This window comes from Sphingobacterium bambusae (genome assembly GCF_033955345.1).
GTDB classification, from domain to species: domain Bacteria; phylum Bacteroidota; class Bacteroidia; order Sphingobacteriales; family Sphingobacteriaceae; genus Sphingobacterium; species Sphingobacterium bambusae.
This window is the reverse complement of the sequence record NZ_CP138332.1, coordinates 2,514,885-2,540,246: the sequence shown is the minus strand read 5'-3', so window position 1 is coordinate 2,540,246 and position 25,362 is coordinate 2,514,885. Positions and strand designations below refer to the sequence as shown.

Annotated in this window: 20 protein-coding genes; 11 read left to right on the top strand and 9 right to left on the bottom strand. The window is 44.9% G+C overall.

Features of this window, described 5'->3' with window-relative positions:
• Positions 1–193 precede the first annotated feature (193 nt).
• The 6 genes from SCB77_RS10560 (at position 194) to SCB77_RS10535 (ending at position 7,918) form a co-directional block, all read left to right on the top strand.
• Positions 194–526, top strand: a complete 333-nt coding sequence (locus SCB77_RS10560; protein ID WP_320186401.1) for a PadR family transcriptional regulator — start codon at positions 194–196, stop codon at positions 524–526.
• Positions 527–559: 33 nt separating this feature from the next.
• Positions 560–2,305 (top strand): PspC domain-containing protein, encoded by a 1,746-nt coding sequence (locus tag SCB77_RS10555; RefSeq protein WP_320186400.1) that lies wholly within the window; start codon positions 560–562, stop codon positions 2,303–2,305.
• A 111-nt stretch (positions 2,306–2,416) separates the two neighbouring features.
• Positions 2,417–4,822 carry a TonB-dependent receptor gene (locus tag SCB77_RS10550; RefSeq protein WP_320186399.1) on the top strand — a complete coding sequence of 802 codons (2,406 nt, stop codon included), beginning with the start codon at positions 2,417–2,419 and terminating at the stop codon, positions 4,820–4,822.
• 80 nt (positions 4,823–4,902) lie between these two features.
• Positions 4,903–5,490: an LOG family protein gene (locus SCB77_RS10545; protein WP_320186398.1), complete on the top strand. Its 588-nt coding sequence runs from the start codon at positions 4,903–4,905 to the stop codon at positions 5,488–5,490.
• Positions 5,491–5,632: 142 nt separating this feature from the next.
• Positions 5,633–6,451, top strand: coding sequence for an SMP-30/gluconolactonase/LRE family protein (locus SCB77_RS10540; protein ID WP_320186397.1), 819 nt, complete (start codon positions 5,633–5,635; stop codon positions 6,449–6,451).
• Positions 6,452–6,619: 168 nt separating this feature from the next.
• The gene (locus tag SCB77_RS10535) at positions 6,620–7,918 is read left to right on the top strand and encodes a UDP-N-acetylmuramoyl-tripeptide--D-alanyl-D-alanine ligase (RefSeq protein ID WP_320186396.1); all 1,299 of its coding nucleotides are present in this window, start codon (positions 6,620–6,622) and stop codon (positions 7,916–7,918) included.
• A 35-nt stretch (positions 7,919–7,953) separates the two neighbouring features.
• On the opposite strand, the gene SCB77_RS10530 is transcribed toward SCB77_RS10535, so the two are convergent.
• The 5 genes from SCB77_RS10530 to xseA form a co-directional block, all read right to left on the bottom strand.
• Positions 7,954–8,403: an RrF2 family transcriptional regulator gene (locus SCB77_RS10530; protein WP_320186395.1), complete on the bottom strand. Its 450-nt coding sequence runs from the start codon at positions 8,401–8,403 to the stop codon at positions 7,954–7,956.
• A 62-nt stretch (positions 8,404–8,465) separates the two neighbouring features.
• Complete coding sequence (gene pafA, locus SCB77_RS10525) at positions 8,466–10,106, bottom strand: alkaline phosphatase PafA (RefSeq protein ID WP_320186394.1); 1,641 nt, start codon at positions 10,104–10,106, stop codon at positions 8,466–8,468.
• Between the two features lie 27 nt (positions 10,107–10,133).
• Positions 10,134–12,932 carry an excinuclease ABC subunit UvrA gene (uvrA, locus tag SCB77_RS10520; protein WP_320186393.1) on the bottom strand — a complete coding sequence of 933 codons (2,799 nt, stop codon included), beginning with the start codon at positions 12,930–12,932 and terminating at the stop codon, positions 10,134–10,136.
• A gap of 161 nt (positions 12,933–13,093) precedes the next feature.
• The gene (gene xseB / locus SCB77_RS10515; RefSeq protein ID WP_320186392.1) at positions 13,094–13,330 is read right to left on the bottom strand and encodes an exodeoxyribonuclease VII small subunit; all 237 of its coding nucleotides are present in this window, start codon (positions 13,328–13,330) and stop codon (positions 13,094–13,096) included.
• A gap of 11 nt (positions 13,331–13,341) precedes the next feature.
• Complete coding sequence (gene xseA / locus SCB77_RS10510; protein ID WP_320186391.1) at positions 13,342–14,595, bottom strand: exodeoxyribonuclease VII large subunit; 1,254 nt, start codon at positions 14,593–14,595, stop codon at positions 13,342–13,344.
• A 171-nt stretch (positions 14,596–14,766) separates the two neighbouring features.
• On the opposite strand from xseA, the gene SCB77_RS10505 reads away from it, so the two are divergent.
• Entirely contained in the window at positions 14,767–16,497 is a 1,731-nt protein-coding gene (locus SCB77_RS10505) for a serine hydrolase domain-containing protein (RefSeq protein ID WP_320186390.1), read from the top strand.
• Positions 16,472–17,662, top strand: coding sequence for a dipeptidase (locus SCB77_RS10500; RefSeq protein WP_320186389.1), 1,191 nt, complete (start codon positions 16,472–16,474; stop codon positions 17,660–17,662). The genes SCB77_RS10505 and SCB77_RS10500 overlap by 26 nt, the downstream gene beginning before the upstream one ends.
• Positions 17,663–17,664: 2 nt before the next feature.
• Here the strand turns inward: SCB77_RS10500 and SCB77_RS10495 are convergent, their stop codons facing one another.
• A complete protein-coding gene (locus SCB77_RS10495) occupies positions 17,665–18,273 on the bottom strand; it encodes a hypothetical protein (RefSeq protein ID WP_320186388.1) in 609 nt (202 codons plus the stop codon).
• Complete coding sequence (locus SCB77_RS10490) at positions 18,273–18,779, bottom strand: RNA polymerase sigma factor (protein ID WP_320186387.1); 507 nt, start codon at positions 18,777–18,779, stop codon at positions 18,273–18,275. Before SCB77_RS10490 ends, SCB77_RS10495 begins: the two co-directional genes overlap by 1 nt.
• A gap of 91 nt (positions 18,780–18,870) precedes the next feature.
• On the opposite strand from SCB77_RS10490, the gene radA reads away from it, so the two are divergent.
• Positions 18,871–20,256 (top strand): DNA repair protein RadA, encoded by a 1,386-nt coding sequence (radA, locus tag SCB77_RS10485; protein ID WP_320186386.1) that lies wholly within the window; start codon positions 18,871–18,873, stop codon positions 20,254–20,256.
• An 84-nt stretch (positions 20,257–20,340) separates the two neighbouring features.
• On the opposite strand, the gene SCB77_RS10480 is transcribed toward radA, so the two are convergent.
• Positions 20,341–21,009, bottom strand: coding sequence for a peroxiredoxin family protein (locus SCB77_RS10480; RefSeq protein WP_320186385.1), 669 nt, complete (start codon positions 21,007–21,009; stop codon positions 20,341–20,343).
• A 78-nt stretch (positions 21,010–21,087) separates the two neighbouring features.
• On the opposite strand from SCB77_RS10480, the gene SCB77_RS10475 reads away from it, so the two are divergent.
• Both SCB77_RS10475 and nagB read left to right on the top strand, forming a co-directional pair.
• The gene (locus SCB77_RS10475; RefSeq protein ID WP_320186384.1) at positions 21,088–22,251 is read left to right on the top strand and encodes a methionine aminotransferase; all 1,164 of its coding nucleotides are present in this window, start codon (positions 21,088–21,090) and stop codon (positions 22,249–22,251) included.
• A 126-nt stretch (positions 22,252–22,377) separates the two neighbouring features.
• Complete coding sequence (gene nagB, locus SCB77_RS10470) at positions 22,378–24,303, top strand: glucosamine-6-phosphate deaminase (RefSeq protein WP_320186383.1); 1,926 nt, start codon at positions 22,378–22,380, stop codon at positions 24,301–24,303.
• A 65-nt stretch (positions 24,304–24,368) separates the two neighbouring features.
• Here the strand turns inward: nagB and SCB77_RS10465 are convergent, their stop codons facing one another.
• A complete protein-coding gene (locus tag SCB77_RS10465) occupies positions 24,369–25,310 on the bottom strand; it encodes a helix-turn-helix transcriptional regulator (protein ID WP_320186382.1) in 942 nt (313 codons plus the stop codon).
• Positions 25,311–25,362: the final 52 nt, after the last annotated feature.

The window sequence follows — 25,362 nt, the reverse complement described above, 5'->3', positions numbered from 1 at the left end:
TATAAAAGTCGTGTTTATTATGCAACTTTCAAATATTCACGATGAAAATTCATTGAAAACCATCGTTTTACATTTTTTCTTTAAAAGATTATAAAATTTAATAGTTGATTTTTAGCATGTTATGGTAAATTTCTGTTTTTTATAGTACTATGTATTGCATAGTACAATATAAAGCATATATCTTTGTATTGTTATGATAGCGGAAAATACACAAACCCAAATGCGGAAGGGGATACTGGAATACTGTATCCTTTCTATAATTTCCCGAGGGGAGATCTATGCATCAGATATTATCGGGGAACTTAAAAGGGCACAGTTGCTGGTCGTCGAAGGAACATTGTACCCGCTCTTGACGAGGTTGAAAAATAATGGGCTGTTGAGTTATAATTGGCAAGAGTCCACATCAGGTCCTCCGCGGAAATATTACGAAATCACGAGCGAAGGTCGCGCTGTGCTGACCAAACTGGATGTTACTTGGAAAGAGCTTTTGTTTGCCGTGGAAACGTCATTGCAAGGCAGAAATTAACCACAATACTAATCTTAACTATTAAACAAGGTCATGAATAAGACAATCATCATAAACATAAACAGCATCGTTTTTCACATCGAGGAAGATGCGTACGAGATGCTCCGATCCTATATGATCGATATCAAGAAGCATTTTGGTAATAGTGCTGAGAGCAAGGAAATTTTAGAAGATATCGAAAACCGAATTGCCGAAATGTTCAACGAACGTATCCAAACGGGACGTAAGGAGGTCATCAACTTGGAAGATGTGCAGCAGGTTATTACGCGTATGGGACGTGTAAGTGACTTTGAGCAGAGCGAAGAGGCTGGTGAAGGGCAAAATGACGAGCAACCACCGCTTCATAAAGATCCTCGTCAAACGGGGCGTAAGCTTATGCGCGATCCGGACGACAAGGTATTGGGTGGTGTGTGTAGCGGTTTGGCTCATTACTTTGGTATGGAACCACGTTGGCTACGTGTGCTGTTGGTGCTTTTTGTGTTGATTGGCGGATCTGGATTCTTGGTGTACATCATTCTTTGGATGGTGATGCCCGTAGCAGAAACGCGTGCCGATAAGATGTCTATGCGCGGCGAAGTGCCCAATTTGCAGAACTTTAAAAAATCCTTTGATGAAGAAGTAAAAACGTTCTCTTCCGAATTTGCCGGAGCTGGAGAGCATATTAGTCGTGGTGCGCGCACGGCAGGAAACGCCTTGGGCGGATGTTTGGGCATTATCGGGAAGATGATTGCATGGCTGATGTTGATCTTTACGGGATTGAATATTTTAGGTCTTTTTATCTTCTATGTCTTCAACATGATGAACCTCTTTGGTCTTGAAAACCCGATCTTGTTTCCGCCACTCGCCGTCTTATCGACCGACGATGCGGTAATAGCCTTGTCTTTCGGTTTTATGGCCATGACCATCCCGTTTTTAGCGCTTTTTCTCTGGTTGGTAAGAGTACTCTTTAAAACAGATAAAATTAATAATTATTTGTCACTGACAATGTTCGCCGCATGGATCGTATCTATCGTTGGCGTCATTTACTATTGTGTGTATGCTGCACAAGACTTTCGCGAGCAAAGTACGATCAATGTGCAACGCAATATAACAGCGCGAAAAGTGTATCATTTTACCGAAAAGGACATACGGATTTTGGATGCTAGCGAAAAAGACTCTTTACGATCGAAATTTAATATTCAGATCGATGGGCAAGATTTACGAAACTACTTGCACGATGATATCGGTATTACTTTTGAAAGTATTGATTCATTGGCACAGCCCTATATACAATATAACTATTCGGCCAAAGGAAAAACTTACCAGTTGGCGGCTGAACGGGCCAAAAATATTGTATATGAAGCGGTGCAAGACGGAGAAACCACCTTGTTCCCGAGCCATTTCCTATTGCGGAAGAATGCATTGGATAGAGACCAATATGTCGGGGTAACGGTGTACTTGCCCCGTGGAGCAAAAGTGATACTGGATCGCGAGATGGGCAATAAGCTTCGTGGCGTATCCTATTGGGAGTGTCTAAATAACTATGCTGATCAGGATCATCAGAAATATACCGAATGGACTATGTCCCCAACAGGGTTGGTTTGTGCACAGGAAGCACCCAAAGATGACGATGATGATGACGACGATAGCGATGAGGAAATTGCAGATGTGCAAATGGAATCGTCTTCAGATGTGACCGACAGTAAGAAAGATTCCATTATCACCATCGATGGTTCTAATGTTACGATTGAAGTGAAAGACAAAAGCGTGAAAATAAAAGAGAAGAAAGCGGACAAATAGAGCTGGCTTCAAACGAACTATTCCATTACTTACCACCTTGCTTAGCTGTACGTGCAACAGGCAGCTAAGCAAGGTATTGATCGACTTATGAAAAAAAACTATACTTACTTAATGTTACTGATTAACCTTTTCTTGTGCGCCGCGCTCTCCCTTCAGGCACAGCAACTGCCGAAAGGAACCTTAAAAGGAAAGGTTGTTTCGCCCGAAAAACTACCGTTGGCGAATGTCTCGATTTATCTGCTCACGGCAAAGGCGGGCGCCGTCATAAAAACAGGCATTACGGACGAGCAAGGGAGCTACCAAATTAACAACGTGCCGAAAGGCGAGTTTGTGCTGCAAGCTACATCCGTGGGTTTTCAGGAATTCAAGTCAGCCGTGTTCCAAACAGATGACAATACACGCGTCATGGATGATATACAATTGATCGCTCAAGCGCACACCATAGATGCCGTCGCCGTCGAAGGACGGGTACCTTTGGTGCAACAACGGGATGGAAAACTTATTCTAAACGTGGAGAACTCGACGTTAGCGGCGGGCAACAATGCTTTGGAAGTGTTGCAACGCGCGCCAGGTGTTAGCGTGGATAAAGATGAAAACCTGCAGCTCATGGGGCAGCAAGGGGTGAACGTGACCATCGATGGGCGGCAGACCTTTATGAGCGGCGAACAGCTTGCTACCTTTTTGAAATCCATGAACGGTGATCAAATAAAAAGTATTGAGGTAACGACGGGTCGAAGCGCAAAGGATGATGCTGAAGGTTCTGTCGGGACAATCAACATCACGTTAAAAAAGAACCGGTTAGAAGGTTTTAACGGAACAGTGCTAGCCAGTGCGGCACAAGGCCAACATTTTCGCGGGAACTCTTCCTTGACGTTAAACTACAAGAAGAATAACACCACCCTTTTCGCGAACTATGGCTTTACCCGTAATAAACGTCAGTTTGATTTGGATCTGATGCGTACCATCTCTTCCGAGGAGTTGACAAGGGTATTTGATCAAGAGGCGAGCTTGGTAGAAACCAATAAAACACATAATTATAAAGTCGGGATTGAACAACGTACCTCGGAGAGAAATACGATGTTATTGCAGTTTTCTGGGGATAATGATGATGAGCAGTCTGTCAATCGAAGCCATACCCAAATAGGGCCACAAGTAGGATCGGTAGATTCGGTGTTGAATACAATTACCGATAGTAAGACGCCATTTAATCGCTATTCGATAAACTTTAACAACGAACTGAAGGTCGATACCCTCGGTGGTAAATTAACCTTGGATCTCGACTGGACAGCATTCCGTAACCGATCGGATATAGCTTATGATTATCAGACTTTTTTTCCGAATGGCGTATTGGTACGCGATCCGGAATATTGGCGTACCGCTATGCCCGTTAATATAAACATCTACGTGGGTAAGTTGGATTTTGTTAAAAATATTGGAAAGGGGAAATTCGAATCCGGGCTAAAATACAGCCGAGTAAAATCGGATAATAACCTTGCGTTCGAAGAATTTGTTGACGAAACATGGCAGCGGTTTCCACGGAGGCAAAACCACTTTGTCTACACCGAGCAGATTGCTGCCGGTTATCTAGATTATAGTCGCGAATTTGGGAAGGCAAGCATCAAATTGGGGCTTCGTGCAGAGCATACCCAATCCAATGCGCATTCAATAACAACGGATACGATCAATAAACGGAGCTACCTCGATCTGTTTCCTTCCTTAGGTAGTTCGTATTCCTTTAATGAAAATAATATCCTCTCGCTGAGCTACGCGAGGAAGATTTCAAGACCAAACTATCGGTTCTTAAACCCCATGCCCTATTATATAGATAAATTTACCTTCATGTTGGGGAATCCATATCTCAGACCCCAGTATACGGATGGCTTTACGCTGAACTATACACTGATGAAGATGTTCAACTTTACGCTGGGAACTGATATTACAAACGACGCCATGGTGGAAAGCTTAGGGCAAAATGCAGAAACTGGTGAATCGTGGATTCAACAGGTGAATCTTGAGCGTAGTATGACCTCTTACTTGAATATTAATGCACCAGCACAGATTGGCAAATTTTGGACGATGAACAATAACTTGACAGGAATCTACATGCATTTTAAAGGAGCGATAGCTGATTCTGTGGTGAATCAAGGCTCTTTCTTTTTCCAAGGCAGAAGCACCAACAATTTCAAGTTAGGGAAAGGATTTGGGGCCGAACTATCGGTTAATTACAACAGCCCCTTCTTATACAATGTGTACAAGATCCATACACGATGGGGAACTGATGTAGGTGTAAACTATAACTTTAAGGATCAACGAAGCTCCTTGAAATTGGCAGCAACTGACATTTTCCGCACGCAGAAAAATAACGTTTCTACCAGTTTTGCGGAATTCGACAGCCAATTCAGCCAGTATAATGATAACCGGGTGATCCGATTGACCTATACCTATAAGTTTGGAAACCTTAAACAGCAGACCAAACGCACTTCAACAGATTCCGAAGAAAAAAATAGAGCGCTGTAGCCTGTGCAATAACAGAAGCTGAAAGAAGACAATAAGGCCGTAGGATAGTAAAACCTGCGGCTTTTTGTTTATACTTGTGTATGAAACTAAAAAGTATCGTCGTGTATTGCGCATCGAGTTTTGGTCACAGCGATGTGTATCGGGAGCAGGCGGCACATGCTGGACGCGTTATGGCCGAGCGTCATATTCAATTGGTATATGGCGGTGGTAAAGTAGGATTGATGGGGACAGTGGCGAATGCGGCGCTGGAGGCAGGTGGAAATGTGGTCGGCGTAATTCCGCATTTTCTGAATTCCAAAGAGCGTGAGCATACCGGCATCACAACGCTGATTACCGTGGATACCATGCACGATAGGAAGCGTATTATGAACGACTATGCGGAGGGCGTCATTGCCTTGCCCGGAGGATTTGGAACACTCGAAGAGCTCTTTGAGATGATTACTTGGGCACAGCTCGGTCTACACAAAAAGCCTGTAGGCCTGCTTAATACCAATAATTTCTACCAACATCTGATCAGCTTCGTCGATCATATGGTGGCGGAAGGTTTGTTAAAGCCTGAAAATCGATCAATGCTACTGGTGGCAGATACCATCGAGGAGCTCTTGGATAAAATGGAACGCTACGAACCTACGGCTGTTCCTAAATGGATCAAAAAAGACGATATCTAAACAATGTGGCTATATATTCGTTTACTATGAAGGGGTACACTTATGGAATAATCTGCAAAAAAGCTATATCTTGTAGGCAGATTAAGGTACGTGGATACTGCAAATCTTGATACGAATAGATCACTTAGAAAAACAGATATACATGAAAAAATTATTCTTTTTAGCCTTGGGAGCCTGTCTATCCACGACAGCATTTGCCCAAAGGCAGCTTACCGAACTTTGGGAAACCAAGGATCTTCCGACGCCCGAGTCTGTGCTTTATTCGGCCAAAAACGATTTGCTCTATGTTTCGCTCATTGACGGCGATGCCATGGCGAAGGATGGCAAAGGCGGCGTCGCCATTCTTAATTTGGATGGATCAATCAAGCAAAAAGACTGGATTACAGAAATGGATGCCCCTAAGGGCTTAGCGCTATATAAAGATTTGTTGTACGTGGCCGACGTCACCTCGGTTTGGGTGATTGATGTAGTCACGGGTAATGTGGTTAACCAAATTGAATTCCCAGGAGCCGTCATGTTAAATGATGTCACCATTGATGATAATGGGGTGGTTTACGTTTCTGATACGCGATCGGGAAAGATATACCAAATGCGAAACAATAGACCAGCTGTTTACTTGGAAAATACACCTTCGGTCAATGGACTAAAATATTCCAACGGACATCTGTATGCATTGGTTGGACCGGAACTTTGGAAAATTGATGCCAATAAGAAGAGTTCCATAATTGCGAAAGGCTTTGAGCTTGGCGGAGATGGTCTGGAGCCCATCGGTAACGATGAGTTTTTAGTCACTTGTTGGGGAGGACTGATTTACCATGTCAAAGCAGACGGTTCCTTTGATAAGCTTCTGGATGTACGCGGAAAGATGAATACGGCAGATTTAGGATATCACCCGCAATCTAATACCATTTTTATCCCAACCTTTAACAATAACAGCGTCAAAGCGTATAAGCTAAATTAAAGGTACATACGACAGATGCGATATAGAACCATGGGCGGCAACAGGGTGAACAGTTGCCGCCCATGTGTTTTTATGTGTAGCTGCTTAAAATGAGGATGATGTAAATTGAAGCAAAAGCAACCTCATTTTTAGACGGACGATGCTTACCTTTGTTGAAAACGAACGACCATGACCATAGAGCAGTTGTATCAACATTATATTAAAAACCGATTGATTGCTACCGACACACGCAATATTCTTGAAGGGAGCATATTCTTTGCGTTAAAAGGTGAAAAATTCAACGCGAATACATTTGCCGCCGATGCCCTTGGCGCTGGGGCTAGCTTGGCGGTGGTCGATGAGGAAAAGTATGCTACGGACGATCGCTTTATCTTGGTGGAGGATGTGCTGCAGACCTTACAAGATCTTGCGCGTCACCATCGCAAGCAATTACATATTCCGGTGATCGGAATCACCGGCACGAATGGTAAAACGACAACCAAGGAACTGTTGTTCGCTGTTTTATCCCAACACTATAAGACCTTTGCCACCAAAGGGAATTTAAATAATCATATCGGTGTTCCGCTGTCGCTGCTCTCTATCGACGATAGTGTCGAAGTAGCGGTCATTGAGATGGGCGCAAACCACCAAGGGGAAATTGCTTTCCTCTCCGAAATAGCCGCTCCTACACATGGCTTGATTACTAATGTGGGTAAGGCACATCTTGAAGGATTTGGCTCCTTCGAGGGAGTTAAAAAAACAAAAGGAGAGCTCTACGATTACCTAAAATCCCATGCTGGCGTGCTCTTTATACAGGGGGATAACGAGCATCTGACAGAGATGGAGCGGCAGCGAAATATCGATAAGGTGGTGCGCTACGGGTTTTCTCAATCAAATGCTATTGTCGGCAGATTGGAATTGGCCAATCCTTTCTTAAAAATAACATGGCAACGAAACGAAGGACCACGTTATACCGTGGATACCCAACTAACTGGATCCTATAATGCGGAAAATATCTTAGCAGCAGCAGCCGTAGGAGCCTTTCTTGGTGTGACAGACGACGAGATAAATCGTGGAATTAGTGGTTACGCCCCAACAAATAATCGATCACAAATAACAAAGACAGCGCACAATACGGTAATTGCCGACTACTACAATGCCAATGCCAGCAGCATGGCCGCCGCTTTGGATAATATTGCTTTTATTGAAGCTCCGCAGAAGGCAATTATTTTGGGTGATATGTTCGAGATGGGAGAAGAAAGCTTCGCCGAGCACCAGAAATTGGTCGTAATGGCAAATAGCATTCCTGTGCAACGTACTATTTTTGTGGGAAAGGCTTTTGCTGAACATCAGCACGAAGCCGCTGAATTTTATAAGACAACGGAGGAAGCTCGAAAAGCACTCCTCGATCAACCGATAAAAGACAGCACCATTCTTTTGAAGGCCTCACGTGGGATGGCATTCGAAAAGTTAATGGAATGCCTATAAACGAGAAAGAGGAGCAATTTGCTCCTCTTTCTCGTTTATGACTCAATGTCTATATCAAAAGACAGCTGTTTTTCCTTATTGATCAGCTGCGCTACGCTGGTATCGTTTAATATTTGTAGCATCGCATTTCTGACCTCGACAAAAGTGTCGCGGATACCGCAAGCATGCTCTTCTACGCACTCTTCGCAAGAACGATAGAAGTTAAGGCTGACACAGGGAAGCAACGCGATAGGTCCATCGATCAATCGCATCACCTGTGAAAGGAAGATGTCTTCGGGAGCCTTGTTCAGGCTATACCCCCCACCGGCGCCCTTCTTAGAGTAGAGAATGCCAGCATTACGCATTTCCAATAGAATTTGTTCCAAAAACTTCTTTGGAATGCGCTCTTCCTCTGCAATTTTTACGATTTGCATCGGCTCTTTTCCATAGTTTCGTCCTAGAACCATTAGCGCCTTGATGGCATACTTTGTTTTCTTAGAAAGCATATGTTCTCCTTTAATCGAGTAATTCTGTATACAAAGTTACGGAAATTAGTTCGCTCCTGAAACTATTGCCCCAAGACCTCTACGATAGGTTTGCCAATATTCCCGTTAGGCTCCATAATATGTAGCAACGAAGAGATTGTTGGTGCGATATCTACAATATGTACTTCTTTGTTGCTCACGCCATGCTTGATTCCCCATCCCATAAATACCAAAGGAATGTGTGAATCGTAAGCCGTCCATACGCCATGTGTGGTACCCGTGCCTCGTGGGGAACCGGAATACCACTGTGGCTCAGCAATGATCTGTATAGCCCCGCTGTTTTTACGGTTGTATCCATTAATGATTTTCTCGCGGAGCGGCGCTGGAATAAACATGTTTTGATCACCTTCCATATCCACGACATATGCAATGCCTTCTTCTTTCTTCAGTGTTTTGATAATGGATTTTTTTACTTTTTCCAAATCTAATGATAGCGAATCGATCAACGGGTAGTTGAGGTGCACCTGATAATTTGTTAAGCTACGCACCAGTTTGTCCGATCCAAATTCTGCAGATAAGGCTTCATTAAGGTTTCTGCGGATCTGTCGATCGAACAGATAGCCTCCATTACCTTTCTGGTCGGTATAATACATCGGGTTGTAGGATGCAGCATGATCTGCTGTAAGGAAAAGGGTATAATTATCTTTTCCTACGGTCTTATCAAGATAAGCGAGGAAATCGGCTATGTCCCGATCCAAGCGGAGGTAGGTATCTTCAATCTCGACAGCCGAGAGAGAATAACGGTGCCCCACATAATCCGTTGCCGAAAGACTGACGCAAAGAAAATCGGTACTTTTGCTAGGGTTATTCCCTAACTGCTCGTTCTCTATGGCGGCTTTCGCAAAATCCAACGTAAATGTATTACCCTGTGGCGTAGTTTTAATCAGCTCATAGCCCGCATCCTTCATCAAGAGCGATGTTTTACGTGGAAACGTCGGAGATTCCTCACCGGCCCATTTTCCCTCGTAAGGATTGTTGTCGGCGATGCTATTAGTCGCGTAGGTTTCGATCGGATATAGTGTATTCCAATCTTGTTTTAAATATTTTTCAGCCAGCTTCTGCTTGTTGAACTTGCTTACCCATGAAGGTAGGCTCTTCATATAAAAGCTGCTCGTTATCCAGTCGCCGGATTTGCTTTCAAACCAGTAAGCCGCATCTGCGAAATGTCCTGCCGGAAGGATGCCACCACGATCTTTAATTGCTACGCCCACTACCTTGGATTGGAAATTCGTGGCCAACTTAAGCTGGTCGGTTACCGTGGAGGCCAAAAGGTTGCGCGGCGATTGTTGTCCCTCCTTTTCCGTTGTGCCCACACCCTGCACGTTGTTGTCTTGCGTGCAATACATAGATTCGCCAGTAGCTTGGATAATCCAGTCGTTTCCCGCGATGCCATGAATAGACGGCACGGAACCGGTGTACACCGAACTGTGGCCAATGGCCGTGTAGGTAGGGATATAGTTGATGATGGTGTTCTCGCAAGAAAAGCCATCGTTTAATAGCCGCTTAAATCCATCATTGCCATAACGATCAGCAAAACGGTAAAGATAGTCCCATCGCATTTGGTCGACCATAAGGCCTACCACTAACTTTGGACGTGCAGGCTGTGCCATGCCTGGGACGGCAAGGGCCACGCTTAATAAGCCTGTAAAGAATGATTTCCACATACTATGTTGAGTTTTAAGAACGAGCGACTAAAGTAGGTGATTTTTCAGAAACTTCCCTGTATAAGATTCGTTACATGCTGCCAAACCTTCTGGCGTTCCCTCAAATACGACTTTACCGCCTTTGTTTCCGCCTTCAGGACCAATATCAATAACCCAGTCGGCTGTTTTTATCATTTCCATGTTGTGCTCAATCACCAAGATGCTGTTGCCCAGCGCAATCAGCGCGTCGAATGCTCGGATCAGCTTCTGAATATCATGAAAGTGAAGCCCGGTTGTCGGCTCATCGAAAATAAATAAGGTCTTTTTGCTGTTATTTCCTTTTATCAGAAATGAGGCCAATTTAATGCGCTGTGCTTCTCCTCCAGAAAGTGTGCTTGACGGTTGGCCAAGTTTCACGTAGCCGAGGCCAACATCTTGTAAAGGTTTTATCTTCGCCAAGATCTTTGGTTGGTCATCAAAAAAAACAATAGCCTCATCTACACTTAAATCCAGCACATCAGAAACTGATTTTTCTTTATAGGTTACATCCAGCACATGCTGCTTGAACCGCTTACCGCCGCAGGCTTCGCAGGGCAATACGATGTCGGCCATAAATTGCATCTCGATTTTCACCTCACCATCTCCCTGACAAACGTCACAGCGACCGCCTTCCACGTTGAACGAAAAAGCCGCCGGCTTGAGGCCTGCCGCCTTTGCCGCTGGAAGAGCCGAATAAACGGCGCGTACCTCATCCCAGCCTTTCACATAGGTTACCGGGTTGGAACGCGATGAGCGTCCTATAGGATTTTGGTCGATCATTTCAATCTGCTCGACACGTTCTATATCGCCCTCGAGGGCATCAAATATCCCTGTTTGCTCGCCGGAATAGTTGCCAATGGCCTTTTGCAAGGCCGGATAAAGTATACGTTTGACTAACGATGTTTTTCCCGAGCCAGAGACGCCGGTTACGACCGTAAACACATTCAAAGGAAAAGCAACGTTAACGCCTTGTAGGTTGTTTTCCCGAGCACCTTTAACCACAATGGAATCGCTCCATTTCCGGCGTTTTGCCGGTGTGGCGATGCGGAGTTCGCCGTTCAGGTAGCGGCCTGTTAGGCTCTGCTTGTCGGTCAAGATCTCGTCATAGGTGCCTGCAAATACCAAGTTACCGCCGTTGATGCCTGCTTCTGGACCAATATCTACTAAATAGTCCGCTGCTTCCATCATTTCTTGCTCGTGCTCGACCACGATTACGGTATTGCCGACATCACGTAGTGATTTTAAAACACCGCTTAGACGTTGGGTGTCGCGCGGATGGAGACCGATGCTGGGCTCATCCAGCACGTAAATGGATCCGACCAGAGAACTGCCCAATGACGTCGCCAAATTTATACGCTGCGACTCGCCGCCAGAAAGGCTGTTGCTGAGTCGGTTGAGTGTTAGGTAGCTTAATCCTACATCGCACAAGAATTGTAGTCTGTTTACGATTTCTGCCAGTAGGCGTTTTGCGATAGTTTGTTCGTTTTTCGTAAGCGACAGGGTGGTGAAAAACTGCAATGCTTCATCCAAGGGAAGCAGAACGATATCCGTGATGGATCTTCCAGCCACTTTGACGTAGGTAGCATCTTTTCGTAGACGCGACCCTTTACATTCCGGACAGTCTGTTTTACCACGGTAGCGCGAAAGCATCACGCGATACTGTATCTTATAGGTCTGCGCCTCAAGTTCTTCAAAAAATTGGTTCAGCCCAGAAAAATATTTATTACCGGTCCACAACAATTCCTGTTGCGCCTTCGTGAGGTCACCGTAGGAGCGATGGATTGGGAAATCGAATTTCAATGCGTTACGCACCAAGCGATCCAGCCATTCGCCCATTTTCTCGCCACGCCATGGTGCAATAGCCCCATCATACACGGATTTACTTTTGTCTGGAACGACTAGGTCTGCATCAATGCCAATCACTTTGCCGTAGCCTTCGCAACGCTTACAGGCGCCATAGGGATTATTGAAGCTGAAAAAATTAGGTGTTGGTTCCTCGAAGGTGATGCCATCCAGCTCAAACCGATCGGAGTAGTGCTTTTTTACGCCATCGATATCGATGTAACATTCTCCCTTGCCCTCAAAAAAAGCGGTTTGTAGCGAGTCCGCAATGCGGCTATAGGTATCGTCTTGTTTATCTAATCGTACGCGATCAACAACGATCTGTAGCTCATCGGGCTTAAAATCGCGGTTTTTGACTTCTTTATCGTCGATGATGCTTTCGATCTTTTGTATTTTATCCTCAAAGAGGATTCGGACGAAGCCTTTCTGTAACAACAACGAAAGTTCTTCTTTTAATTTCCGCTTGTTAACAGGATACAAAGTCGCAAAGATGGTGATGGTGGTATCCTCGGGGTAGCCCATCAGTTCATCGATAATAGAGGACACGGTATCTTTTGTCACCTCTTGCCCCGAGACCGGTGAAATCGTTTTGCCGATACGTGCATAAAGCAGCTTCAGGTAGTCATAAATCTCCGTGGAGGTTCCTACTGTAGAACGCGGATTAGAAGTGATCACCCGTTGCTCGATGGCAATAGCCGGAGCAATACCTTTGATGTAATCTACCTCAGGTTTGTTCATACGTCCCATAAATTGCCGAGCGTAAGAGGACAAACTCTCGACATATCGGCGTTGACCTTCCGCATAAAGCGTGTCGAAAGCAAGAGATGACTTGCCCGAACCCGACATGCCCGTAATAACGATCAGCTTATTTTTTGGAATGTTGACATCGATATTTTTCAGGTTGTTGACCCGCGCCCCCTTTATTTGGATATAGGATTTTGCGTTTTGTTCCGATTTATTTGACATACGGTGCAAAGGTAACGAATTTCTAAGATTTTCGTTCGCTTTCAAGAGGTTGAGAATCGGTTTTGCCACTTTTGTGGCGATCAGCTGATAATTATAAATTAAGATGCTGGAACGACTTCCTTAGTACTCATTCGCATATTGATAGCGATGCTTAATGCTTCTTATTCTTCTTCATTACTGGGATTTATCCCACTTTCATGTTCGGCATGCAGCTTGGCCAACAGCTTTTCAACCTCTACTTCAGAGGCGCTGAGTTTGGCTTTGCAAACGGCAATCAGAGCGGCAGCACGTTGAATTTTCGTCGTGAGATCATCGATATTGATTTGACCCGATTCGATATCCGAAACGATCAGTTGCAGCTCTTGGAAGGCTTCTTCATAGGTGTAGTCTGCTGTCATGTTGTGTGATGTTACTTTTTTAAAACTTTACTATAGCTTGTTCCCTCAAAGAAGGAGGTTTCTATCTCATCTCCGGGCGCCAAGCTTGCGGCATCGGTAATGGCTTGCCCATTGATGCGGGTGATGCTGAAGCCGCGTTTTAGCAGCTGTTTGGGATCTGCCAAACGCAGCAATCGATCGATACTGTGTAGTTCGGACGCGCGTTCGCGCAGCAATTGCCGGCTAAATAACTGCAGATGGGAGGACGTACTCTTCAGTTCGTTTGATTGACTTGCCAAGCGAGCTTTACTGCTCCAGGAAATCGAACGGGAAAGCTCGTCCAAATGGCGTTGCTCTTGTATAAAGCGGCTCTTGGTGGCTTCGATAATACGACGTAACGACTCATCCACCGGAATAGCAAACTGGTGGAACTTCTGTATCAAGAAATCGGCAAGCTCGCTTGGTGTAATGGCATTTTTATACGCCACCATTTCACTAACGGTCTCATTTGTGGAGTGGCCTATACCCGTCAGCACAGGTAGTGGAAAGAGGGCAATGGCTTTCGCTAATAGGTAATTGTTGTAAGAGGAAAGTCCGACTTCGCCTCCTCCGCCGCGGATAATCGCCACAGCATCAAACTCGTCGATGTGTTCGGCAATCACGGCCAATTGTTTTATGATGGAAGGAATGGATTTATCCCCTTGTAATAGGGCTGGAAACAATGCATACTCGAAACGGTATCCCCAAGGATTTTGTTTGATGATCTTGAAAAAATCAGATAGCCCTTTACTTGTCTCCACGGAGATAATAGCTAAGCGCTTGGCGATCATCGGAAAGCGAAGGCGGCGGTTCGCGTCAAAGAGCCCTTCTTCCTGCAATTTGTTGATACTATCTCGCTTCTCTTTTTCTAACTCGCCCAAGACAAAAGTGGGATCAATATCCACAATTTTTAAGCTGAAGCCATAAAGCGGATCGTAGCTGATTGCCGCTTGAAAAAGCATCGTGATGCCTTCGCGAAGGGGTTCGCCCAGCTGTTTAATAAAAAGCTGGTTGATACGCTGGAAATCGGCTTTCCATAGTGTGGATCGCATTTCTGCAACAATCTTACCGTCTTTTTTTTCGACAAGCTCAGGATAGCAATGGCCGGAATGGGTGTAATGGTTAAGCTTGTTCATCTCGGCCTTGATCCAATATAGGCTCTTATACCGATCGGCAATCGTTTTTTGTACGCTACGCGACACCTCTAATAACGAGAATATGGTTTTGCTTGCTAAAACTTCCGGCATAGATCAAACTTAGCTAAATTTAGGGGCATATACAACATGAACCCATGTACTCGCTGTGGTATGCGGATGAACATAGTCGGTGAAATTATTCCTCAACAGCTGCCTATTTCTGCGTTTTATTTATAAATTTACGTAGCAATACTAGGCGTGAAATAGCAATTTGCCCATCCCATGAAAAGAAGAATTTTTCCGTTATTCAGTTTTTTAATCGTTTTTATCAACGTAGTGCCACTTTTTGCGCAGTTTAAGCAGACTATTCCCAATCGCACAATCTTGCTACAAAACGCAGGGAAAATAGTGCCCTTAAAACGCTTGGACGATAGTAAAATCGCAGTGGTTACGCCCTCACCATCAACGTATGGCGCGTTTACCGATATGGTCGGTCGGTACGCCGATGTGAAGGCATTTGATTTTAGTCATTATGACGAGCAAACCAAGTATTTCAATACAATTATTGTTGCGGGAACGGATGAGGATCTGCGCAGTGACCTCCTCCTGAAAGTTCGGCAGTCTATTGTCAATAAAAAGCAGGTTATTCTCGTGCGTTTTGTTACAGCGACCGCGCAGCAGTCATGGACAAGTAACTTAAGGGTAGCTGGGCTTTCCGAATTACGCTACCCTGAATTTGATAAACAGGCACAGCAGTATGCCGCAATGTCGATTTTCGGCGGTATGGCCATTACAGAGGGGAAGCTGAAAACGGAGCAGACGAGAATTCAATATACCGATGCAATAGGATCGGGCGTGGATATTGCTAAGATGACGGCCAAGATCGATGCAATTGCAGCGGAGGCAATACAGCAACGAGCAACACCGGGCATGGTGGTGATGGCGGTCAAAAATGGACAGGTAATTTTCGAAAAAGCATATGGTAGCCATACCTACGCCCAAAAGCATCCCATGAAGATCGATGACATCTTCGATTTAGCATCGGTCAGCAAGATCATGGGCACTACGCCCGTTGTCATGCACCTGCAAGAACGCGGTATTATACATTTGGACAGTACCATGGGGCATTATTTGGGACAGGCGAAGCAATCCAATAAAAGAGATATCACCCTACGCAGCGTGTTGTTGCACGAAGCCGGATTTACACCTTTTATTCCCTTTTATAAAAACTTGAAGCCCGGCGATCTGCAACGGTTCAAAGATGACAAACACGAGGTTACGGTTGCCGATAGCGCCTACCTACTGAACAATTATTACCGCGACATCATGTGGCCCGAGATGTTGAAGTCGGCCGTCAAACCTCCGGGGAACTATGTGTATAGCGATATTAGTATGTATGTCATGAAGGAAATTGCGGAGCATGAGACCGCAGAGCCCATGAATCAATATGTGCAGGAGCTGCTTTATCGTCCTACAGGCATGAAGACGGCGGGGTATAATCCGCGGGAGCGCTTCGCGAAGGAACGCATGGTGCCTACAGAAAACGATACTTCCTTTCGAAAAGTATTGTTGCAGGGATATGTGCACGATCAAGGCGCGGCGATGGCAGGAGGTGTGGCTGGGCACGCTGGGCTGTTTTCATCCGCAAATGATCTGGCAATTTATGGTCAGCTACTGCTCAACAGAGGTACATATGGCGGAGTACGCTACTTTCGCCCAGAGACCATCGACCTCTTTACTTCTCGACAATCGAAGAGCAGCCGGCGCGGGCTCGGCTTTGACCGGTACGATCCCGATGCAAAGAAAGGATATCCTTCCAAGTTGGCCAATCCATCGGTGTATGGACATACGGGCTATACGGGAACCTGTATCTGGATAGACCCCCAAAATCAGTTAATCTATATCTTCCTTTCCAATCGTGTTCATCCACAGGTAAGCAATAAATTATTGGACTTAAATATTCGTAGCCGTATACAAGACGCCATTTATGAAAACATCCAACAAACAAAATAAGGTATGCAGAAATGGTCTGCTCCTTTGCTTGGCAGCCCTCTTAGGCGGAAATATGTGCTTGGCGCAAAACAAGTCGGACTTTCACCAAAGTTTGATCGTCGTAGATGGACATAATGATGTGATTTATGAGTCTTTGCTTAAAGGAAGGGACTTAAGTAAGCAGCTTTCGGTAGGGCATACGGATATTCCGCGCTTAAAAAAGGGAGGGGTAGATGTGCAAGTGTTTGCCGTATGGTCTGACGATAAGAAATTTGGGAAGGGACAGGCCTTCAAGCATGCCAATGCACAGATTGATGCGCTGGAAAAGATGCTGAAAGCCAACGCAACAGATATCGCATTGGCAAAGAGTAGTGCCGATGTGGACCGCATATGGAAAGAAGGCAAGATTGTAGCTTTGATTGGTGTAGAAGGTGGTAACATGATTGAAGAGTCGCTGGATAACTTGGAGGCATTGTATAAACGGGGGGCGCGTTACCTCACGCTGACTTGGAACTACAATTTACCTTGGGCAAGTGCAGCGGCAATCGAATCCAAAACAAAGGGCGATGCAGGGAAAGGTCTTTCTGCCTTTGGCAAAACATTGATCAAGCGAATGAATGCCTTGGGGATGATGGTCGATCTGTCGCATGTCGGTGAAAAGACATTCTATGATGTGTTGGCCATAACCACTAAGCCCGTGCTGGTATCCCATAGCAATGCCTACAGCTTGATGCCGCATTACCGAAACTTGAAAGACGCACAGCTGGAAGCATTGCGTAAAAATGGCGCTGTGATTGGGGTCAACTTTTATTCCGGGTTTTTAGATCCTAATTTTGCCGCACGATCCAAGCAGCTTTACAAACAGCATTTCGGTAGCAAAGGAAACTACAGCCTCTCGGCCACTCGTCAGTACGAGCAGCTTCCTTTAGCGTTACGACGCAAAGCAGACGCGCCCCTATCGTTGCTTCTCGATCATATTGATTACCTCGTGAAAAAAGTTGGGATAGACCATGTCGCCATAGGTTCTGACTTTGACGGCATAGAATCTCCACCACAGGGATTGGAGGATGTATCCAAATTTCCGGTACTGACTGAAGCTTTACTCAAAAGAGGATACACTAAGCAAGATATTGCCAAAATTATGGGACTCAATTTTCTACGGATATTAAAAGAAAATGAAAATTAGATCTACTCGTCTATCTTGATAAGCTCTTCATAGTTGTTGTCCAATTTTCGTACCAGCCTTTGGTATAGAATTCTGTAGTAGAAGCGTACGATCAAAAGAAATAACCAGCAGAAAAGCGAAACAAACAAAACCATAAAAAAGGAGAAAGCGATGGCTTCACCTAGCTGTTTACGCTGTACTTCCTGGACAATCTTTTCAATAGATACTACCGAAAAGGCGAGTATAATACAGTATATGTTGAATTTTATATAGTTATTGACATGCTTTCGGGTATTCAGAATGGTCTCTAAAAGTAGCTTGGTATTGGTCGTATTCTTGATATTTCGATAGCTGGAAAAGAAATTGTACATAAAGTATAAAATCACCACATAGAACAAAATCTCATAGGCAGCATAGATAACTTCGTATACAAGAGAATGATGTTCCTGTTCCATGGTAATACTAAAGCTCAAAATGATGCCAAGCGCCAGCTCGATAACGCTGATTATGAATATCCATTTGACGATAGATTTGGAGCTTTTGTACAACATGCGTTTGATTTGTTCCTTATCTATTTTTGGAAAGTTGTCGTCTTTGTTCCAATGCTGTTTCAGTAAATCCAATCCGTCCATTATAAGCCTCCTTGCTGATTTAACATGTTTTTTAATTTTGTTTTGATGCGGTTCATCTTTACCCGCGCATTCACCTCGCTGATACCTAGGGTTTCTGCAATCTCTTGGTAATCCTTGTCTTCTAAATACATATACACCAACGCTTTTTCGATGTCATTGAGCTGTCTGACAGCGTTGTATAGAAAACGTAGCTGTTCCTCTTGTACATCATCGTATTCTTCGTAGTGAATGTTTTGTAAAGAATTGTCGAGCTCGACCGTGGAAATACGCCTCTTTTTCGTTCGGTACAGCGAAATGGCTGTGTTGAGCGCCACACGGTAGGCCCACGTGGAGAATTTCGATTCTCCCTTGAATTTCGGGTAAGAATGCCAAAGCTGAATGACCATTTCCTGAAACAGATCTTTGTGCGCTTCCAAATCTTCGGCATAGAGCCGACAGATCTTATGAAGGATGTTTTGATTCTCCTCCAACAGGTTCACAAAGTCTATTTCCAGATTTTTGTTCATATGGGCTATAAGTCGAAAGTAAGCAGAAGATGTTACAACGCAGAAGAATATTTTGAAAAATATTTACCGTCGATTTTGTTATTTTCGTAGAATGGCTAAATCAAAATCAACATATTTCTGCCAACATTGTGGGTACGAGTCTGCTAAATGGCTAGGGCAATGTCCCTCCTGTAAGCAGTGGAACAGTTTCGTGGAAGAGCTTGTGGAGAAAGGGAATTCCAAGGTTCCCGAATGGCGCAGCAGCGCAGCTCCCTCCTCCGGTAAGCGCGTTAACAAGGCGGCGGTGATCAATGAAATTGTGTATCAAGATGAGCAACGCCTCGCAACACCCGATCGCGAATTTAACCGTGTGTTAGGCGGCGGTATTGTCCCTGGATCGTTGGTGTTGATTGGCGGGGAGCCGGGCATTGGGAAGTCCACGCTGATGCTACAACTGGCCTTGGGCATTCCACAGGTGAAGACACTGTATATTTCTGGCGAGGAAAGTGAGCAGCAGATCAAGATGCGCGCAGAACGCTTGGTACAAAATTCTAAAGCCAATTGCTATATCTTAACGGAAACGTCTACCCAAAATATATTTAAGCAGGTGGAGGTGGTGCAGCCGGATATTGTGGTGATCGACTCTATTCAAACGTTGCACTCTTCGCAAATTGAATCGGCTCCTGGCTCGGTTTCTCAAGTACGCGAATGTACAGCCGAGCTGTTGCGTTTTGCGAAGGAAACAAGTACGCCGGTTTTTATCGTCGGTCATATCACAAAAGATGGCTCCATTGCCGGGCCAAAAGTGCTCGAGCATATGGTTGATACGGTGCTGCAGTTTGAGGGCGATCGCCATCATGTCTACCGTATTTTGCGTGCCGTAAAGAATCGCTTTGGATCCTCTTCAGAGTTAGGTATTTATGAGATGCAAGGCTCGGGACTACGGGAGGTCTCGAACCCTTCTGAGATTATGCTGTCACAGCGTGAAGAACCCGTCAGTGGCGTGGCGATAGCCGCTATGCTGGAAGGTATGCGCCCTATCATGATCGAAGTACAGGCTTTGGTGAGTAATTCTGCCTTCGGAACGCCGCAACGTACCAGTACAGGCTTTGATACGAAAAGGTTGAGCATGCTCTTAGCGGTGCTAGAAAAGAGATTTGGCTTTCGCCTGAGTGCGCAGGATGTATTCCTAAATATAGCCGGCGGCCTGCGGGTGGAAGATCCAGCCATTGACCTTGCTGTCGTGGCTGCACTGATTTCCTCGCAACAGGATATTCCGCTTTCTTCCCAACTGACCTTCGCCGGCGAAGTCGGCCTGTCCGGTGAGATCCGTGCCGTTAATAGAATAGAGCAACGTATCGCCGAAGCGGAGAAGTTGGGCTTCGAAGGGATTTTTATTTCCAAATACAACACGAAAGGTCTAGATGCTAAGAAGTACGACATCGCCATCCGTCCGCTAGCCAAACTCGAAGATTTATTTCGTGCGTTGTTTGGTTAAGGATGATAGGCTCTAACTTTTTATATTTTGACGGCACGAGCTATACGTAATTAATTATATATAGCTCGTATCGTCTTGTAAGAGCTATTTCAACAATTCCCGTAGCTTGACGTTCAGATCTTCACCATGCAAATTGCGCGCGACAATAATGCCTTCCGGGTCAACGAGGATGTTTTGGGGTATGGAGCGTACACCATAAAGCGTACCCGCAGCATTTTGCCAAGACTGTAGGTCGGATATATGCTTCCATGTTAGCTTGTCGTCCTTGATGGCTTTTACCCAATCTTCCAGCTTGCGGTCAAAAGACACGCCCAAAATCTCGAAATTCTTATCCTTAAATTCCGCATAGGTCTTCACCAAATTAGGGTTCTCCTTGCGGCAGTCGGGGCACCAAGCAGCCCAAAAGTCGATCAACACATATTTACCGCGCAGGTCGGTCAAGGAAAAAGGCTCTCCTTCAGGCGTCAGTTGTGTAATACCGGGGGCCTTTTTGCCCACCGAGCTATTTTCTAACCGCTTTAAATAATAATTGAACGCCTGTCCGTCTTTAGATTTTCGCACCGATTTGTCCAAGCCGTCATACAAAGCCCTTAGTTCTTTATATTCCGGGTAGTAGCCGCCCACACGTTGTATCGTTTTTAAGCTCTCTACATTTTTTGGATTAGCCTTAACCTGCTTGATCAGTTCCTCTTTAGTCTGCGCTAACGCTAAAAAAGGGAATGCAAAAAAAGCAAACAATATTAATTTTTTCATAAGTGCCGTTATTTTGTTCATGTATAATCGAACAAATATAAATAATCTATTAATTTAGTAGGATAACTCTTTGCTAAAATGACAAAATCCTTTCAAAGCCCTTTCTTAGACTCCAAGCTTCCGACGACAGCCGTAAGTGTGTTTTCGCAAATGTCAGCCCTTGCGGAACAGCACCAAGCACTTAACCTGTCCCAAGGATTTCCGAATTACCCCGCTTCAACAGAATTGATTGCGCTGGTCAATCGATACATGGAAAAAGGTTTTAACCAATACGCTCCTATGCCAGGCTGTATGCCTTTGCGCGAACAGATCGCTCATAAGGTGAGTGATGTTTACGGGCTTGCTGTCGATCCGGAAACCGAGATTACGATAACGGCAGGAGGTACGCAGGCGCTATTTACAACTATTGCTACTTTGGTAAGACCAGGTGACGAGGTGATTATTTTTGAACCGGCCTACGATTCTTATCGGCCTAGCGTGGAACTGTTCGGTGGAAAGGTGGTGCCGATCCGTTTATTGGCCCCCGACTTCAGCATCGATTGGCAACAGGTACGGGCAGCTATTAGTGATAAAACTAAGCTCATCATGCTAAACAATCCCAGCAATCCTGCCGCAAAAGTGCTGAGCCCGGATGATCTTAAAGAGTTGGAGGAGATCTTGCGCGACAGCTCGATTTTCCTGCTTAGCGACGAGGTTTATGAGCATATTGTGTTCGATGGTCGGCAACACCAATCCGCGCTGTCTTATCCCGCATTGCGCGAACGTAGCTTCGTCATTGCCTCCTTTGGCAAGCTGCTACACACCACAGGCTGGAAGTTGGGCTATGCCATTGCGCCGCCCGAGCTTAGTCGAGAGTTTCGAAAAGTGCATCAGTTTAATGTGTTTAGTGTGAATACGCCCATGCAGATGGCTATTGCAACCTATCTAAAGGAAGAGCGTCGTTACCGCGACCTTCCGGCTTTTTTTCAGGAAAAACGCGACTTTTTAACCGAAGGATTGCGTGGATCTCGTTTTGCTGTTCAACCGAGTGAAGGCACCTATTTTCTGCTGCTGAGTTATCAGGGGATTAGTGACCTTTCGGAGATGGAGTTCGCGCATCACCTGACGATCAACCACGGAGTTGCAACCGTGCCCATAGCGGCTTTTTACAGCGAGCCCTGCGAGCAGAAGTTATTGCGATTGTGCTTCGCTAAAGACACCGACAGCCTCGCGAAAGCCATTGATTTGCTCCAAAAGGTGTGATAACAAACGATTGCCTTGCTGTTTCTGCATTTTTTTGCAGGATTTCGCCTGATTTTTTAGATTTTGAATGGTTTTATTTTTTAAATTTGTTATTCAGGTTGTTAACAATATAAATTCTCCTTATTAATGGCAAGATTAAACTTATTAGAGGAAACACGTTTCGAACGCGTACCGGTGAAAGTGTACCCCGGTCAGAACGAAGCCTCTGTGGATGTCGCAAATCGCATAGCTACCATCATCAAACAAAAACAAGAAAAGGGTGAAACGGCAGTTCTGGGCTTAGCAACTGGAGCGACCCCAGTTCGCGTTTACAAAGAATTGGTTCGGCTCCATAAAGAAGAAGGATTAAGCTTCAGCAATGTCGTGACCTTCAACTTGGACGAATACTATCCTATGAAGCCAGATGCGGATCAAAGCTATGTGACATTCATGAATAAAAACTTGTTTGACCACATCGATATTCCAAAAGATCATATCAATATTCCGGATGGTACGTTGCCGCAGGAAGCTATTCAAGCTTTTTGTGAAGCCTACGAGCATAAAATATCGTCCCTAGGCGGACTGGATATTCAGATTCTGGGTATCGGACGTACCGGGCACATCGGCTTCAACGAGCCCGGTTCAGCGCCGAATTCTGGTACGCGATTGGTTATCTTGGACGACCTGACCCGCCGAGATGCATCGCGCGATTTCGGAGGTAAGGAAAATGTGCCTACAAAGGCTATAACCATGGGCGTCGGCACGATCTTCAAAGCAAAGGAGATTATCCTGATGGCTTGGAATGAGAAGAAAGCAGAAATTGTTAAGAAAGCTGTAGAAGGAGAGATATCCGCTGATATTCCTGCAACTTTCCTACAGTTGTCCGACAAAGTTGAATTCGTATTGGATGAAGATGCTGCATCGCAACTCACCCGTTATTATTTACCATGGTTGGCGCATGAGGTTGTTTGGACCGATTCGATGATCAAAAAGGCAGTGGTTTGGCTTTCCTTAAAGCTAAACAAAGCCATATTGAAGCTTACCGACGAAGATTATAACAACAATGGTATGGCGCAGTTGGTCACGGAGCAAGGGCCTGCGTATAATATCAATATCAAGATTTTTAACGAGCTGCAACGTACGATTACAGGTTGGCCAGGAGGCAAGCCCGGTGTGGACGACTCTAGTCGCCCAGAACGCGCAGAGCCAGCACGTAAGAATGTCATCCTGTTCTCGCCACATCCAGATGACGATGTAATCTCTATGGGCGGTACATTTATCCGATTGGCAGACCAAGGACACAATGTGCATGTCGCCTATCAAACTTCCGGTAATACGGCGGTATGGGATGATGATGTACTACGTTACTTGGAGTTTGTTCAGGATTTTGCCGTTGCGGTGGATGACGATAATGGCGTTACAACAAAGATTTATAAGGAAGCTCGCGAGTTTTTCAAAACAAAACAGCCTAATCAGGTAGATCCAGAGATCATACGCTCCATTAAGGCCTTGATCCGTAAAGGTGAAGCAATCGCGGGTGCTCGTTTTGTAGGCTTGCCCGATGAGAATATACATTTTCAAGATCTGCCTTTCTACGACCGTGGGAAATTCTCCAAAGAGGTATCCAATGAAGATGATATCATCCAAACCATGGAATTACTACGTCAGGTGAAGCCGCACCAGGTTTTCGCTGCAGGCGATTTTGCAGATCCACATGGTACACACAAGGTATGTTTCGATATTTTATTCGAGGCTCTTAAACGTTTGTCGAAGACAGATGAGTGGACGAAGGATTGTTGGTTATGGTTGTACCGTGGCGCTTGGCACGAGTATCCTATCCACGAGATCGAGATGGCAGTGCCGCTTTCTCCGCAGGAGGTGAAACGTAAACGCTTAGCTATCTTCAAGCACCAATCGCAGAAGGATGTGCCGGTATTCCCAGGAGACGATCCACGTGAGTTTTGGGTGCGTGCAGAAGATCGTACCAGTGAAACTGCTGAACTTTATCATAAATTGGGCTTGGCGGATTACGAAGCTATCGAGGCATTCGTACGCTGGAAGTTCGATGAATAATTGATAAAATATAATGGAAAAGCTCACTTCGGTGGGCTTTTTCGTTGTTACAACGTATTATGTTGTTAAACAATACACCAACTCAGGACGTTGCTCGACTCTATACATGTCAACAACTCAAATTCGGCAAGCTCGACACTAGCTCCCTGAAAAAACAGTAAACAATAACGCAAAGAAGTAGGAAGGATACCAAAGAACTTTTTGAAGCTCATACTAAAATGGGTAGCGTGCTTATACCCAGTCATGCGTGCCACATCGGCTATTCGGAAGTCGCCGCTCATAATTAACTTCTTGGCATGAAGCATTTTCGCTTCGAGGGCATAATGCATAATCGTTTTGCCCAAATGTTGCTTAAAATATTTTTTTAAATACTGCTCATTTGTTCCCACCGCTTTCGCCAATTCGCTAATGGTATAGCTCTTCGTTAGGTCTTTCTCAATAAGTTGCTGCGCCTGTACAATCTTTTCTAACAGAACGGTATGGATCGTAGACTCGTTGCGTGCATTCAGCATCTCTAGCTGTAAAGCCAAAGCATCCAGTAATAAACTCTGTATGCGGAGGTTTTTTGCAATATGTGCGGTCGCATGAATATGAAGAACCCTTGATTTTAATAAGCTCAGCCGACTGCTGTCCGCAACCTGCGTAGTGTGTGCGGTTCCTGAAGGGAACATATTAGATAAAGATGATTCAGGAATAAAGACAATGATAGCTTGGTCTTTCCTACGTTGCCCGCTAATATGTAAGTGCTGTCCCACTTTAACATGCTGTATAATGTTTTGAGGGGATTTGAATTGCAATAATTCTTCATCTATGGAATAGTTGAAATTGCTCGTTTCCGGGCTGCAAAGAATATTAAGATAGCCATTAGACGGAAACAACACGTCAATTTCCTTCATCTCTTCCCAAATGACATATTGCATCATCAGTTGTAACTTGTTGAAGGATTGCAGCGGTAGCGCCGAAGTATATTTTTCGGAATCTACATGTTTATTTTCCAATGTTATCATTTTGCTATTTAGATTAATTCTATTTTTGCAACGGTTAATTTAGACTTGTTCT

What these genes read in the sequence shown, in the direction of transcription:
- SCB77_RS10545 (WP_320186398.1), top strand. Translation starts at nt 4,903, where the DNA reads ATGAAACTAAAAAGTATCGTCGTGTATTGCGCATCGAGTTTTGGTCAC.
- SCB77_RS10465 (WP_320186382.1), bottom strand. Translation starts at nt 25,310, where the DNA reads ATGATAACATTGGAAAATAAACATGTAGATTCCGAAAAATATACTTCG.
- radA (WP_320186386.1), top strand. Translation starts at nt 18,871, where the DNA reads ATGGCTAAATCAAAATCAACATATTTCTGCCAACATTGTGGGTACGAG.
- SCB77_RS10475 (WP_320186384.1), top strand. Translation starts at nt 21,088, where the DNA reads ATGACAAAATCCTTTCAAAGCCCTTTCTTAGACTCCAAGCTTCCGACG.
- SCB77_RS10490 (WP_320186387.1), bottom strand. Translation starts at nt 18,779, where the DNA reads ATGAACAAAAATCTGGAAATAGACTTTGTGAACCTGTTGGAGGAGAAT.
- SCB77_RS10480 (WP_320186385.1), bottom strand. Translation starts at nt 21,009, where the DNA reads ATGAAAAAATTAATATTGTTTGCTTTTTTTGCATTCCCTTTTTTAGCG.
- SCB77_RS10550 (WP_320186399.1), top strand. Translation starts at nt 2,417, where the DNA reads ATGTTACTGATTAACCTTTTCTTGTGCGCCGCGCTCTCCCTTCAGGCA.
- SCB77_RS10495 (WP_320186388.1), bottom strand. Translation starts at nt 18,273, where the DNA reads ATGGACGGATTGGATTTACTGAAACAGCATTGGAACAAAGACGACAAC.
- xseB (WP_320186392.1), bottom strand. Translation starts at nt 13,330, where the DNA reads ATGACAGCAGACTACACCTATGAAGAAGCCTTCCAAGAGCTGCAACTG.
- SCB77_RS10540 (WP_320186397.1), top strand. Translation starts at nt 5,633, where the DNA reads ATGAAAAAATTATTCTTTTTAGCCTTGGGAGCCTGTCTATCCACGACA.
- SCB77_RS10530 (WP_320186395.1), bottom strand. Translation starts at nt 8,403, where the DNA reads ATGCTTTCTAAGAAAACAAAGTATGCCATCAAGGCGCTAATGGTTCTA.
- uvrA (WP_320186393.1), bottom strand. Translation starts at nt 12,932, where the DNA reads ATGTCAAATAAATCGGAACAAAACGCAAAATCCTATATCCAAATAAAG.
- SCB77_RS10535 (WP_320186396.1), top strand. Translation starts at nt 6,620, where the DNA reads ATGACCATAGAGCAGTTGTATCAACATTATATTAAAAACCGATTGATT.
- pafA (WP_320186394.1), bottom strand. Translation starts at nt 10,106, where the DNA reads ATGTGGAAATCATTCTTTACAGGCTTATTAAGCGTGGCCCTTGCCGTC.
- nagB (WP_320186383.1), top strand. Translation starts at nt 22,378, where the DNA reads ATGGCAAGATTAAACTTATTAGAGGAAACACGTTTCGAACGCGTACCG.
- xseA (WP_320186391.1), bottom strand. Translation starts at nt 14,595, where the DNA reads ATGCCGGAAGTTTTAGCAAGCAAAACCATATTCTCGTTATTAGAGGTG.
- SCB77_RS10505 (WP_320186390.1), top strand. Translation starts at nt 14,767, where the DNA reads ATGAAAAGAAGAATTTTTCCGTTATTCAGTTTTTTAATCGTTTTTATC.
- SCB77_RS10560 (WP_320186401.1), top strand. Translation starts at nt 194, where the DNA reads ATGATAGCGGAAAATACACAAACCCAAATGCGGAAGGGGATACTGGAA.
- SCB77_RS10500 (WP_320186389.1), top strand. Translation starts at nt 16,472, where the DNA reads ATGAAAACATCCAACAAACAAAATAAGGTATGCAGAAATGGTCTGCTC.
- SCB77_RS10555 (WP_320186400.1), top strand. Translation starts at nt 560, where the DNA reads ATGAATAAGACAATCATCATAAACATAAACAGCATCGTTTTTCACATC.